This is a genomic window from Pandoraea oxalativorans, assembly GCF_000972785.3.
Taxonomy (GTDB): domain Bacteria; phylum Pseudomonadota; class Gammaproteobacteria; order Burkholderiales; family Burkholderiaceae; genus Pandoraea; species Pandoraea oxalativorans.
Window position 1 is genome coordinate 245148 of record NZ_CP011253.3, and the last position, 12207, is coordinate 257354.

Here is a 12207-nt window from a genome sequence, read left to right on the forward strand (position 1 = left end):
TCGGTCAGAGATCGAGTACCAGCACGGGCGATTTGCTGCGCGAGCAGCACGGCAGGATCTGATCGTTGGCGGCACGTTCGTCATCGGTGAGATAGACGTCGCGGTGGTCGGGCGTGCCGTCGACAACACGGGTGAGGCATGTGCCGCACACGCCCTGCTCGCACGACATCTGCACTTCGACGCCTTGTGCAGCGAGTGCGGCGACGATGGTCTCGCCAACTTTCACGTCGATCACGCGGCCGCTCGAATGCAGCTTGACCTGAAACGGCTGGTCGCCTTCGCCGTCGGTGTTGGCCGACACCGGTGCGGCGAAGTACTCGCGACGCACGTTGCCTTCCGGCCATTGCGCGGCTTCTGCGCGCGCCAGCACGGCGTCGATGAAACCGGCCGGGCCGCACACGTACAAATGCTTGCCGCCGGACGGCTGCGCGAGAATCGCATCGAGATCTGCGCGCGCGCCTTCATTGTCGAAGTAGAACCGCGTCTTGTCGGCGATGCCAACGCTGGCGAAACGATCGCGAAAGGCCGTACGTGCAGGTTCGCGCGTGCAATAGTGCACTTCGAACGACGCACCACTCGCCGCCAGCGCTTCTGCCATGCAGAGGATCGGCGTCACGCCGATGCCGCCCGCGAGCAGAATGCTGTGCTTCGCGGTGTCCGCGAGCGGAAAGTGATTGCGCGGCGCGCTGATCTCGATCTCGGCGCCGACCGTCAGCGCATGCATGCCCACGGAGCCACCGCGCGATTGCGGATCACGCAGCACGCCCACGCAGTAGCGATGCGTCTCGCCGGGGGCGTTGCACAGCGAGTACTGGCGGATGAGGCCATTGGGCACATGCACGTCGATGTGCGCCCCGGCGGTGAAGGTGGGCAGCGCGCTGCCGTCGACACTCACCAGTTCGAATTCGCAGATGTCGGTTGCGACATCGCGCTTGTTCGCCAGCCGGACTTTCATGCTGCGTTCTCCACACCGCCGGTCGCGGCACCCGCGCGCTCGGCGTCGATCAGACGGTCGAGCACCTTGCGCGACTGCACGCCACCTGCGTCGATGTTCAGCTTGAGAATCTTCTTCTCGGGATATGCCGACAGATTGCGCTGCTGCGCTTCGAGCACTTCCTGGTCTTCGGCAAAGATGCCGCCCTGTCCGCGCTTGATGGCGGCCGTCAGCTCGGCGTCTTCAGGCTTGAAGTTGCGCGCCATGCCCCAGAAGTACCAGATCGATTCGTCGGTCTCCGGCGTGATGAAGTCGACGACGATGCTGCCTGCCTTCTTGTCGGCAGGCGCGTCGTAGCCGCCATGACCCGCATGCGCGACACCGACTTCGATCATCACGTGACTCGGCGGCGTGAAACGGCACACCTGCCAGCGGTCGCACGGCACCTGATCGTCCAGACCGTTCGCGCGCAGTGCGCTCGCCCAGAACGGCGGTGCCTTGATGTTCTCCATGTGGCGCGCCGTGATGACCATGTCGCCTTCGACGGTCGTCTTCGGCGGCGCTTCTTCGATCTCTTCCTGGCCGATGCTCGTGGCGTGCACGTAGGTCTCGTGCGTCAGATCCATCAGGTTGTCGATCATCAGGCGATAGTCGCACTTGATGTGATAGAGACCGCCGCCGTACGCCCACTGCTCGCTCACGGCCCATTCGAGATGCGGGATCTCATCGGGGTTCGCGAGGGCTTCGTCGCCCGGCCAGACCCACACGAAGCCGTAACGCTCGACGCACGGGAACGCGCGCGTCTTCGGGAAGCCGCCGACGCGCTGACCGACCATCTTCGTGCACTTGCCACCGCCATCGACAGTCAGGCCGTGATAGCCGCACACGAGGTGCCCGTCCTTCACGAAGCCCAGCGACAGCGCTGCGCCGCGATGCGGGCAGAAGTCTTCGAGCGCGGCGACTTTACCGTTGCCGTCGCGGAAGAACACCATTGCTTCGTTGCAGATCTTGCGGCCCAGCGGCTTCTCGGCGAACTCGTCGGCGGTGCATGCGACGTACCAGGTGTTTTTGAGGAACATGATCGTTTGTCTCCTTGGTGCGCCTTCGGGTGGAGGGTTTGGCGCACTCTCGTTTCGATTGGGTTGAGTCGGATTAGGGGAGGGCGTGCGGGGCGTGTGTTAAAGCAACTGCGCGCCCATGCTGTGTTCCTGTGTGACGATGTGTTCGCGGCACATGAATTCGGCGCGGTCGGGCTGGCGCGCGGCAATCGCCTCGACGATCGCGTGATGCTGACGATGCGCGTACGCGATGATGTCGGCGTACTGGCGTCGGTCCTCGTGACCGAACGCCACCGTGCGCGGGGCCACGAACGGCACCAGATTGCAGCGCGCGATAAACCCTTCGAGCAGCGGATTGCGTGCGCCGGTGACGAGCAGATCGTGAAAGCGCGCATTGAGCGACGCGTAGCCGATCTGCACTTCGGGCGTCATCCGATGGTCGGCCAGCAGCGCATCGCCCTCGGCCAGCAACTCGCGCAGTTGCGTCAGCAATTGCGCACTCGCGCCTTTCACGGCGAGCAGGCGCGCGGCATAGCCTTCGAGCGCGCCGCGCAGGTGCAACGCTTCGACGCTCTCGTCACGGGTGTGCGCCCGCACCGCGTAGCCGCGTTGGCCGGCGCGCACCACCAGCCCTTCTTCCGCGAGCACCGGCAACGCCTGACGCACCGGCATGCGCGAGACCCCCAGTTGCTCGGCCAGCTTGGCTTCGGCCAGACGCTCGCCCGGCGCGAGTTCGCCCTTGAGGATCATTTCGCGCAGTTGGACCGTGGTCGGTGTGGGATGCAGCATGCGTCTCCTTTCGTTCGCTTACACGCGTGCCGGACAGACTGGGCTGGCCAGCACCGGCTTTTTTTCATTATGGGATCCCGTAATTCGTAAACGCATCAGTAAATACCCTTGTTTATGCGAATACGGGATCCCGGATAGACTCGGCCCTGCATAAATTCGGGCCGTTTCATTCTGCGGCCCGGGCATGACAAGACAAGCAACGGAGACTTTCAGCGTGGCAAAGATCATTGGAGGGATCGGGACGTCGCACGTGCCGACCATCGGTGTGGCGTACGACAAGGGCAAGCAGCAGGATCCCGCATGGGCGCCGCTGTTCCAGGGCTACGAGCCGGTGGCGAAGTGGCTCGCCGAGAAGCAGGCGGACGTGCTCGTGTTCTTCTACAACGATCACGCCACGACGTTCTTCTTCGACATGTACCCGACGTTCGCGCTCGGCGTGGGCGAGTCGTTCCCGATTGCCGACGAGGGCGCGGGTCTACGTCCGTTGCCGCCGATCCGGGGCGACGTGGCGTTGCAGGCGCATATCGCCGAGTCGCTCGTGAACGACGAGTTCGACATCACGGTGTTTCAGGACAAACCGATCGATCACGGCTGCGCGTCGCCGCTGCCGTTGCTCTGGCCGCACAAGCCGGACTGGCCGGGCACGGTCGTGCCCATCGCCATCAACGTGCTGCAATACCCGCTGCCGACGGGCCGTCGCTGCTATCGCCTTGGACAGGCGGTGCGTCGCGCCATCGAGTCGTATCCGGAAGACCTGCGTGTGGTCGTCGTGGGGACGGGCGGTCTCTCGCATCAGATCCACGGCGAGCGCGCGGGCTACAACGACGAATCGTGGGATCGCGAATTCCTCGATCTGCTGGAGCGTGAGCCGGAGAAGCTGACCGAACTCAGGCACGTGGACTACGTCGAGCGTGGCGGCGCGGAGAGCGTCGAGCAAATCATGTGGCTGTCGATGCGTGGCGCGATGGGCCCGCGCATCAAGCGTCTGCACCTGAACTACTACCTCGCGACGACGACCGCCATGACCGTCGCGCTGTATGAAAACGACGCAGAGGATGCCGCCGCATGAATCCGCAACTCGAAGGCATTGAAGCGATCACCGGCACGTACGCATTCGATCTGCGTGTGAGCAACCGCACGCTCAAGCTCAATCGCTTCTTCTGGCACATGATTCGCGCCGAGCATCGCGAGACGTACCTGAACGATCCCGTCGCCGCCATGACCGCTGCGGGGCTCACGGCCGACGAGCAGGCGATGGTGCAGGCGCAGGACTGGCTCGGCCTCGTGCGTCATGGCGTGAACTTCTTCGTGCTGGAGAAGTTTGCGCGCGTGGTGCGCAAGACGAACCTCGAAGTCTATGCGCTTATGCGCGGCGAATCGCTCGACGCGTTTATGGCCACGCGTCGCGTGCCGACCATGCGCTGACATGGCGATCGATACCGCCATCAGTCTGACCACCGGGCGGCCCGCGCCCCGGCTCGCGTGTCACGAACGCGGCACGTGGAGCCGTGCGCCGCAGAGCAACGAGGCCACGCTGCTGGTTCGCAAGCTGCGCGGACTGCGCGCGATGGTCGCGGTGCTGGAGTGCGATTCCGTTGCACGTGCGGCCCGCATGCTGCATCTCTCGCAGTCGGCCGTTGCCCGTTCCATCTCGGACATCGAGGCGGAATTGGGTTTTCCGCTGTTTCATCGCAGCGCACGCGGGTTGATTCCGAACGCCGCCGGGCAACGGCTCGGCGTGCGCGCGACGCGTGCGCTCGCGGAGCTGGCGAACGGCTATCGTGAAGCGTTCGCGGCCACCGCGTCGCAAGCGGACGGCGGCGCGCGTGCCGCAAGCCGGTTCGCGGCCGTGGTCGCGCCGCAGCAACTCACGAGTTTCATCGCCGTTGCGGAACTGGGGAGCGGGCCGCTCGCGGCGACGCGTCTGCAATGCTCGCAGCCGACCATCCAGCGCAATCTCGATCAGCTTGAAGACCTCATCGGCATCAAGCTGTTCCGACGCACGCCGCGCGGCACGCGTCTGACCGACGAGGCCATTGCACTGCTCGGTCCCGTCAAACGCGCGCTCGCCGAACTGGCGATTGCCGAGGACGAACTCGCGCCGTTCGGCGGACGTCAGCAAGGCACGGTGATCGTGGCGGCCTTGCCGCTATCGAGCGGCTTTCTGCTGCCGAAGGCTATCGACAGCCTGCTGCACAAGTCGCCGTATCTCACGGTCACGGTCGTCGACGGCACCTACGAAGCGCTGGTGCGTCAGTTGCGCCAGGCGGACGTGGACATGATCGTCGGCGCGCTGCGTGCGAACGACGTGCCGCCGGATATCCGTCAGGAAGCGCTTTTCGAAGATCACCTGTCGGTCGTCGCGCGCGCGGACCATCCGTGCCTGACGTCCGGCAAGACGCCCACGCTCGCAGAACTCGCCGAGTACGGCTGGGTCAGCCCGCTGCCCTGCACACCGGCGCGCGGCGTGTTCGAGCGTGTGTTCCATGCCGAAGGCCTCGCGCTGCCGCACACGCAGGTGCACGCGAGCAGTTCGCCGGTGGTGCGCGGGTTGCTCTCGTCGAGCGAGCGTCTCGCGTTGCTCTCGCCGGTGCAGATCACGTCGGAGCTGCGCACGGGGGAACTGGCCGTGGTGCCGGTGCCGTTGCAACACGCGCGTCGTTCCATCGGTGTGGCCACGCGCCGCGACGGTTTGCTTTCACCGGCCGCAGAGCAGTTGCTCGACGAATTGCGTGCGCTTGCGCCGACGATGCAGCATCCGACGTAAATCCGTTGCAGGTCGCTCGCCGATGCCCCGGCGAGCGCGGCGAAAATCGCCGGATTCGCCATGACTTGCATGTCTCGCCTCACTCGCTCGCGCACGATTTTTCGACGGCGCGACGCCTCCTGACGACTGCGCGTCGTGCCTTGTGCGGCGGGCGTTCCACCCGCGGAACGTCTCTCGTCCCGCAGCGCGAAATTCCCCTCGCAAAAAACGTCTCGCAACGTAGGGGAAATCTCGGGGATATACGAAAAACGCAACGCTCGACGCGAGAAGGTCGTTCGACGCGCTCATTTCGTCTGCCTAAGCTGTCCCGGTACCTAGAAAAGGCGCGCCAACCCCCGGCGCAGCTTTATGAAAACGGATCGGTGCTACGACGCCGACGAGGAGACGACACCATGATGAAGCGCCATCTCTGGCTCGCTGTGGCACTTGCGAGCGTTTGCCAATTCACCGCTGTTTCAGTCGCGCGTGCCGAGGAAATCAAGGTCGGCGTGCTGGGTCTGTTCTCGGGCTCCGCGTCGTGGTGGGGCACCGAATACCGTCGCGGCCTCAACCTGTGGATGGAGCAGAACAAGAGCAAAGTCGGCGACGACACAATCGTGCTGCTCGAGCGCGACGAGGGCGGCGTGAACCCGCAACGCACGCGTCAGCTCGCACAGGAACTCGTGGTGCGCGATCAGGTGCAGTATCTGTTCGGCGGCTCGTTCACGCCGAACGTGCTGGCGATGGCCGACGTCGTGAACCAGACCAAGACGCCGCTCGTCATCGGTAACTCGGGCACGTCGAGCGTCACGCTCAAGTCGCCGTACTTCGCGCGCACCGGCTTCACGCAGTGGGCGGTGAGCGTGCCGCTCGTCGAATACGCCGCGAAGAAAGGTGTGAAGAACGCGGCCATCGTGGTGGCCGACTTTGCGACCGGCTATGACGCCATCGACGCCTACAGCGAGACGTTTAAGAAGGCTGGTGGCAAGGTGGCCGTCGAGGTGAAGGTGCCGCTGGGCACGACGGATTTCTCCAGCTACCTGCAACGTGTGCGTGACGCCAAGCCGGACGCCGTCTTCATGTTCATGCCGGTCGGCCCGATGTCGGCAGGCTTCGTGAAGGCGTTCAAGGAGCGCGAACTCGACAAGGCAGGCATCCAGCTCTTCGCCACGACCGAGACGATGGAATCGGACCTGCCCGCGATTGGCGACAGCGCGCTGGGCACGATCACCGCACTGCACTACTCGCCGTTCCTCACGACGCCGGAGAACACCGCGTTCGTGAAGGCCTACAAGGCGAAGTACGGCCCGGGCGCACTGCCGTCGATTGCTTCGGTCTCGGCCTACGACTCGATGACGCTGATCGCCCAGATGATCAAGGCGACCAAGGGCAAGAAGGACGCCGACAAGGCGATTGCCGCCGTGAAGGGGTATTCGTGGATGAGCGCGCGCGGCCCGGTGTCCATCGATCCGAAGACGCGTGAAATCGTGCAGAACGTGTACATCCGTCGCGTGGAGTCCATCGACGGCAAGCTCGGCAACAAGCCGATCGATACGTACAAGTCGGTGGTCGAGCCGTGGCACATCAGCCACCCGGAAGTGGCCGCGAAGTAACGCAGGCGACGCCCCCCAAAGTCCGCTCTGTTCGTTAGGTTTCGGTAACTCCTCATGACGCAATCGCTTGCCACTTTCCTGTCGTTGTCGATTGACGGTGTGGCCTACGGGATGCTGCTGTTTCTCATCTCCGTGGGCCTCACGGTCACGCTCGGCGTGATGCGCGTGGTCAACCTCGCGCACTCCGCCTTTGCCATGGTCGGCGGTTATTTCACCTTGTGGGCCATGCAGCGCGCCGGCCTCGATTTCTTCGTCGCTCTGCTCGTCGGCGTGCTCGGCACGATGGTGCTCGGCGCGATCCTCGAGCGCACGCTGTATCGCTGGGTCTACACGGCCAACGGTCTGGGGCAGTTGCTCATGACGATCGGCCTCGCTTTCATCATCTGCGCGATTGCCAAGCATTTTGCAGGCACGGAGTTGCAGACGATTCCGGTGCCGCAGGGCCTGCGCGGCACGTGGGACTTCGGGGCCTTCTCGGTGTCCGTGTATCGCATCTTCGCGCTGGTGTGCAGCGCGGTCGTGGCCTTCGGCATCTGGCTGGGGCTGGAGCGCACGTCGTTCGGTGCGAAGCTGCGCGCCGCCGTCGACAACCCGCGCATGGCGCGTTGCGTCGGCATCGACGTGCCGCTCGTGTTCTCGATCACGTTCGCTATCGGTTGCGGCCTGTCGGGGTTGGGCGGCGCACTGTCGAGCCAGATCCTGCCGCTGGAGCCGTACTACGGCCTGAAGTATCTGGTGCTGGTGCTGATCGTGGTCGCCGCAGGCGGTCTGGGCAGCTTGCGTGGTTCGCTCTACGCCGGTCTGCTGCTCGGTCTGATCGACACGCTCGGCCGCTACTACGTGCCTGCGCTCGGCGCTTTCATGATCTATCTGGCCGTACTGGCCATTCTGCTGATCCGCCCGCAAGGGCTGGTCGGTCGTGCGTAAGCGGAGGGTGACGATGTCTCATACGAAACCCTCGCAAGCGCTGAACGGCGCGGCACAGGTGGCACCGGCGCTGCGTCGCAAGCGCCTTGGCATGCTCGACGCGCTGCTGCTGCTCGCCGCCGTCGCGACATACTTCTTCGCCGATCTGTATCTGGCGCTCGCCACGAGCGTGCTGATCATGATCATCTTCGCGCTCTCGCTCGATCTCGTGCAGGGCTACTGCGGCATCGAGACGCTGGGACACGCGGCATTCTTCGGCAGCGGCGCCTATGCGGCCGGTCTGTTCGCGCTGCATGTCTCGCCGAATCCGTTGCTGGGTCTGGCGGCCGGTGCCGTGGTGGCGGCGGTCGTCGGGCTGATCACCGGCATCGTGGTGCTGCGTGTGAGCGGGCTGACGCAGATCATGCTCACGCTGGTCTGCGCCACGCTACTGTTTGAGGCGGGCAACATCGCCAAGTCCATCACGATGGGCGACGACGGTCTGACCGGCTACAGCATCGCGCCGGTACTCGGCATGTTCGAGTTCGACATCTACGGCCACACGGCGTATCTGTATGCGTTCGCGGTGCTGCTCGTTGTCTATCTGTTCACGCAACTCCTCGTGAACTCGCCGTTCGGCCTGACGGTGCAGGGCATTCGCGAGAACGCCATGCGCATGTCGCTGCTGGGCGTGCGCGTCGGCCTGCGTCGCCTGATGCTGTACACGATTGCCGCCGCCGTAGCGGGCGTCGCAGGTGCGTTGTCCGCACAGGTCAACAACATCGTCGCGCTCGACACGCTGTCGTTCACGCTCTCGGCGAACGTGCTCGTGATGCTCGCGCTCGGCGGCACCGGACGCCTCTACGGCGCGGTGCTCGGCGCGGTCGTCTTCATGGTGCTGTCCGACCGGATTGCCGCCATCGACCCGACGAACTGGCTCGCCGCCCTCGGCGTGTTGCTGATCGTGGTGGTGCGCTTCGCACCGGACGGCCTCATCGGTCTGGTGGACCGGGTCGCAGCGCGTCTGCGTCGTTCGGCATCGGCGTCGGCGTCGGCATCGGCACCCGCTGCTGCGCCTGCGGCGACGGAGAACACCCAGGCAACGTCCACGGACAAGGAGGTGACGCCGTGAGCGCTGCACTCGAAATTCAGGGACTGTCGAAGCGCTTCGGCCAACTCGACGTCACCCGTAACGTCACGCTATCGCTGCCGGTCGGCGCACGTCACGCACTGATCGGACCGAACGGCGCGGGCAAGAGCACGTTGATGAACCTGCTCACCGGCGTGCTCAAGCCGAATGCAGGCGTGGTGCGCGTGGGCGGTACCGACGTCACGTCGATGCCGTCGCACAAGCGCGTGAAGCTCGGTCTGGCGCGCACGTTCCAGCTCAACACACTGTTCGACACGCTCACCGTCGCCGAGAACGTGGGCCTCGCGCTCACGTCGCGACGCGGACTCGACGGTCGCATCGGCCGCCCGCTGGCGAATCGCCCGGCGGTGGTCGAGGAAGCGGCGGAGCGTCTGCGCGAACTCGGGATGATCGATCTGGCTGGCAAGCGCATCAACGAACTCGCTTACGGCCAGCGTCGTCAGGTGGAAATCGCGCTGGGTCTGGCGCTCGACCCGAAGGTGCTGCTGCTCGACGAGCCGGTCGCGGGCGTGCCGTCGGGACAGGGACGCAAGCTGTTCGAACTGCTGGAGCGTTTGCCCGAAGACGTCGCGGTGATGGTCATCGAACACGACATGGATCTGGTCTTCCGCTTCGCGCGCCGCATTACGGTGCTGGTCGAAGGTGCGGTGCTGATGGAAGGCGAGAAGGACGAAGTGCGCAGCGATCCGCGCGTGCGCGATATCTATCTGGGGCGTCGCCACCATGACTGACATTCTGCTCGAAGCCGGTGGGCTCAGTGCCGGGTATGGCGAAACCATCGTGCTCGAAGACCTGAGCCTGCGTGTGGCGGCTGGCGAAGCCGTCGCGATTCTCGGCCGCAACGGCGTGGGCAAGAGCACGTTGCTGTTGAGCCTGCTCGGCCTCACCACGCGTCACGGCGGCGTGCTGCGCTATCGCGACGACGACATCACCTCGTGGCCCGCCTACAAGCGCGCCCGCGCCGGACTGGCGCTGGTGCCGCAGGAGCGCGAGATCTTCAAGTCGCTCAGCGTCGAAGAGAACCTGCAGGTCTCGGCGATGGGCGATGGGGCCGGTGCCGCTCACGACACGGGCACATGGACGCTGGAGCGCGTCTACGACCTGTTCCCGCGTCTGAAGGAGCGCCATCGCAATCTGGGCAATCAACTCTCGGGCGGCGAGCAGCAGATGCTTGCCATCGGCCGAGCACTGATCGGCAACCCCCGCGTGATTCTGTTCGACGAGCCGTTCGAAGGGCTCGCGCCCGTCATCGTCGACCAACTGGTCGATGCGTTCTGGAAGCTGCGGGCCGACGGCGGCATGGGCGTGGTGCTCGTGGAGCAGCACGCAGAACTGGGGCTGGAACTCACCGACCGCGCGCTGGTGCTCGACCGGGGCCGTCAGGTCTGGGCGGGACGCAGCAGCGATCTGGCCGCGTCGCCGGAATTGCTCGGCACGCTGGTCGGGCTGGAAAGCGCCTGAGCGAGTGTCGCCGGGCCGCGCAACACGAATCAGAGTCAAACACATGAGCACAACACAGCACAGCAGCAACTCGGGATTGGCGGGCCTCGTGGTCAGCGCCCACTCGGCGGACTTCGTCTGGCGCGCAGCGGGCACGATTGCCACGCACGTCGCGCAAGGCTATCGCATGAAGATCGTCTGCCTGTCGTTCGGCGAGCGCGGCGAGTCGGCGAAGCTCTGGCGTAAGGGCGCCGAGATGACGGAAGCGAAGGTTAAGACCGCGCGCCGTGAAGAGGCGCAAAGCGCGGCCGACATTCTCGGTGCAGAGATCGAGTTCCTCGATATCGGCGACTACCCGATGCGCGTGTCCGACGAAACGCTGTTCCAGCTCGTCGACATCTATCGCGACGTGCAGCCCGCGTTCGTGCTGAGCCATTCGGAGAAGGATCCGTACAACTTCGATCACCCGCTGGCGATGCACGTCACGCAGGAAGCGCGCGTGATCGCGCAGGCCGAAGGCCACAAGCCGGGCGAGAAGATCATCGGCGCGCCCGCCGTGCTCGCGTTCGAGCCGCACCAGACCGAGCAGTGCGAGTGGATTCCGAACACCTTCGTCGACATCACGCCGGTGTGGGACAAGAAGCGCGCCGCCATCGAATGCATGGCCGGTCAGGAACACCTCTGGGATTACTACACACGCGTGGCGCTGCAGCGCGGTGTGCAGGCCAAACGCAATATCGGCATCACCGCGTCGCGCGACATCAAGTACGCGGAAGGACTGATGCGTCTCACGCCGGTCGTGACGGAGCAACTGTCATGATTCGCGGCGTCGTCGTTCGTCAGATTCCTCGTGTCGATGCCGCGACGCTCGACATTCTGCGTAGCGCAGGTAGCGCCACGGTGCATGAGGCACAAAGCCGTCTCGGTCTGATGGCCACCTATCTGCGTCCGATCTACGCCGGGGCTGCGGTGGCCGGTAGCGCCGTCACCGTGCTTGCACCGCCATCCGACAACTGGATGCTGCATGTGGCCGTCGAGCAGGCGCAGCCGGGCGACATCGTCGTGGTCGGCGTGACGTCGCCGTGCGACGACGGTTACTTCGGCGATCTGCTCGCCACGTCGATGAAAGCGCGCGGCGTGGCCGGGCTGATCATCGACGCCGGTTGTCGCGACATCGGCACGCTCACGGAGATGCAGTTCCCCGTGTGGTCGAAGGCCATCTCGTCGCAAGGCACCGTTAAGGAAACACTCGGCTCGGTGAACGTGCCGGTCGTGTGCGCGAACCAGATCGTCAATCCGGGCGACGTGATCGTCGCCGATGACGACGGTGTCGTCGTGGTGCCGTTTGCCACCGCGCAGGCCGTCGCGAAAGCGGCCGCCGCGCGCGGTGCAGACGAAGCTTACAAGCGCGGTGTACTCGCGGGTGGCACGCTCGGCCTCGATTACTACAAGATGCGCGAACGTCTGGCCGCGAAGGGCCTGCGCTACGTCGACTCGCTCGACGAGTTGCAAGGCGGGTGAGGGGCGCGACTTGGGCGAGCTAAAGCATTCTCAGACGCGCATTCGCGCCG

At 65.0% G+C, this 12207-nt stretch carries 13 protein-coding genes; 10 read left to right on the forward strand and 3 right to left on the reverse strand.

What is annotated here, in order from left to right:
* Window positions 1–4 precede the first annotated feature (4 nt).
* The 3 genes from MB84_RS01055 to MB84_RS01065 form a co-directional block, all read right to left on the reverse strand.
* Complete coding sequence (locus MB84_RS01055; RefSeq protein ID WP_046290413.1) at window positions 5–955, reverse strand: PDR/VanB family oxidoreductase; 951 nt, start codon at window positions 953–955, stop codon at window positions 5–7.
* Window positions 952–2013 (reverse strand): aromatic ring-hydroxylating dioxygenase subunit alpha, encoded by a 1062-nt coding sequence (locus tag MB84_RS01060; RefSeq protein ID WP_046290414.1) that lies wholly within the window; start codon window positions 2011–2013, stop codon window positions 952–954. Before MB84_RS01060 ends, MB84_RS01055 begins: the two co-directional genes overlap by 4 nt.
* Before the next feature lie 99 nt (window positions 2014–2112).
* Window positions 2113–2781, reverse strand: coding sequence for a GntR family transcriptional regulator (locus MB84_RS01065; RefSeq protein WP_046290415.1), 669 nt, complete (start codon window positions 2779–2781; stop codon window positions 2113–2115).
* 214 nt (window positions 2782–2995) lie between these two features.
* Here MB84_RS01065 and MB84_RS01070 point away from each other — a divergent pair, with 214 nt between their 5' ends.
* The 10 genes from MB84_RS01070 to MB84_RS01115 all read left to right on the forward strand — a co-directional run bounded on the left by MB84_RS01070 (window position 2996) and on the right by MB84_RS01115 (window position 12157).
* Window positions 2996–3850, forward strand: a complete 855-nt coding sequence (locus tag MB84_RS01070) for a gallate dioxygenase (RefSeq protein WP_046290416.1) — start codon at window positions 2996–2998, stop codon at window positions 3848–3850.
* Entirely contained in the window at window positions 3847–4206 is a 360-nt protein-coding gene (locus MB84_RS01075; RefSeq protein ID WP_046290417.1) for a protocatechuate 3,4-dioxygenase, read from the forward strand. Before MB84_RS01070 ends, MB84_RS01075 begins: the two co-directional genes overlap by 4 nt.
* A 1-nt stretch (window position 4207) precedes the next feature.
* The gene (locus MB84_RS01080) at window positions 4208–5548 is read left to right on the forward strand and encodes a LysR family transcriptional regulator (RefSeq protein ID WP_052652839.1); all 1341 of its coding nucleotides are present in this window, start codon (window positions 4208–4210) and stop codon (window positions 5546–5548) included.
* A 392-nt stretch (window positions 5549–5940) separates the two neighbouring features.
* Entirely contained in the window at window positions 5941–7140 is a 1200-nt protein-coding gene (locus tag MB84_RS01085) for an ABC transporter substrate-binding protein (RefSeq protein ID WP_046290418.1), read from the forward strand.
* A gap of 54 nt (window positions 7141–7194) precedes the next feature.
* Window positions 7195–8067, forward strand: a complete 873-nt coding sequence (locus MB84_RS01090; protein ID WP_046290419.1) for a branched-chain amino acid ABC transporter permease — start codon at window positions 7195–7197, stop codon at window positions 8065–8067.
* A gap of 13 nt (window positions 8068–8080) precedes the next feature.
* A complete protein-coding gene (locus MB84_RS01095; RefSeq protein ID WP_046290420.1) occupies window positions 8081–9178 on the forward strand; it encodes a branched-chain amino acid ABC transporter permease in 1098 nt (365 codons plus the stop codon).
* Window positions 9175–9927, forward strand: a complete 753-nt coding sequence (locus MB84_RS01100; protein ID WP_046290421.1) for an ABC transporter ATP-binding protein — start codon at window positions 9175–9177, stop codon at window positions 9925–9927. The genes MB84_RS01095 and MB84_RS01100 overlap by 4 nt, the downstream gene beginning before the upstream one ends.
* A complete protein-coding gene (locus MB84_RS01105) occupies window positions 9920–10657 on the forward strand; it encodes an ABC transporter ATP-binding protein (RefSeq protein WP_046290422.1) in 738 nt (245 codons plus the stop codon). Before MB84_RS01100 ends, MB84_RS01105 begins: the two co-directional genes overlap by 8 nt.
* Before the next feature lie 43 nt (window positions 10658–10700).
* Window positions 10701–11456 carry a PIG-L deacetylase family protein gene (locus MB84_RS01110; protein WP_046290423.1) on the forward strand — a complete coding sequence of 252 codons (756 nt, stop codon included), beginning with the start codon at window positions 10701–10703 and terminating at the stop codon, window positions 11454–11456.
* Complete coding sequence (locus tag MB84_RS01115; RefSeq protein ID WP_211279331.1) at window positions 11453–12157, forward strand: 4-carboxy-4-hydroxy-2-oxoadipate aldolase/oxaloacetate decarboxylase; 705 nt, start codon at window positions 11453–11455, stop codon at window positions 12155–12157. The genes MB84_RS01110 and MB84_RS01115 overlap by 4 nt, the downstream gene beginning before the upstream one ends.
* Window positions 12158–12207 lie beyond the last annotated feature (50 nt).

Coding starts and splice junctions, on each gene's coding strand:
- MB84_RS01090 (WP_046290419.1), top strand. CDS start 7,195: ATGACGCAATCGCTTGCCACTTTCCTGTCGTTGTCGATTGACGGTGTG.
- MB84_RS01085 (WP_046290418.1), top strand. CDS start 5,941: ATGATGAAGCGCCATCTCTGGCTCGCTGTGGCACTTGCGAGCGTTTGC.
- MB84_RS01110 (WP_046290423.1), top strand. CDS start 10,701: ATGAGCACAACACAGCACAGCAGCAACTCGGGATTGGCGGGCCTCGTG.
- MB84_RS01055 (WP_046290413.1), bottom strand. CDS start 955: ATGAAAGTCCGGCTGGCGAACAAGCGCGATGTCGCAACCGACATCTGC.
- MB84_RS01075 (WP_046290417.1), top strand. CDS start 3,847: ATGAATCCGCAACTCGAAGGCATTGAAGCGATCACCGGCACGTACGCA.
- MB84_RS01060 (WP_046290414.1), bottom strand. CDS start 2,013: ATGTTCCTCAAAAACACCTGGTACGTCGCATGCACCGCCGACGAGTTC.
- MB84_RS01065 (WP_046290415.1), bottom strand. CDS start 2,781: ATGCTGCATCCCACACCGACCACGGTCCAACTGCGCGAAATGATCCTC.
- MB84_RS01095 (WP_046290420.1), top strand. CDS start 8,081: ATGTCTCATACGAAACCCTCGCAAGCGCTGAACGGCGCGGCACAGGTG.
- MB84_RS01105 (WP_046290422.1), top strand. CDS start 9,920: ATGACTGACATTCTGCTCGAAGCCGGTGGGCTCAGTGCCGGGTATGGC.
- MB84_RS01080 (WP_052652839.1), top strand. CDS start 4,208: ATGGCGATCGATACCGCCATCAGTCTGACCACCGGGCGGCCCGCGCCC.
- MB84_RS01115 (WP_211279331.1), top strand. CDS start 11,453: ATGATTCGCGGCGTCGTCGTTCGTCAGATTCCTCGTGTCGATGCCGCG.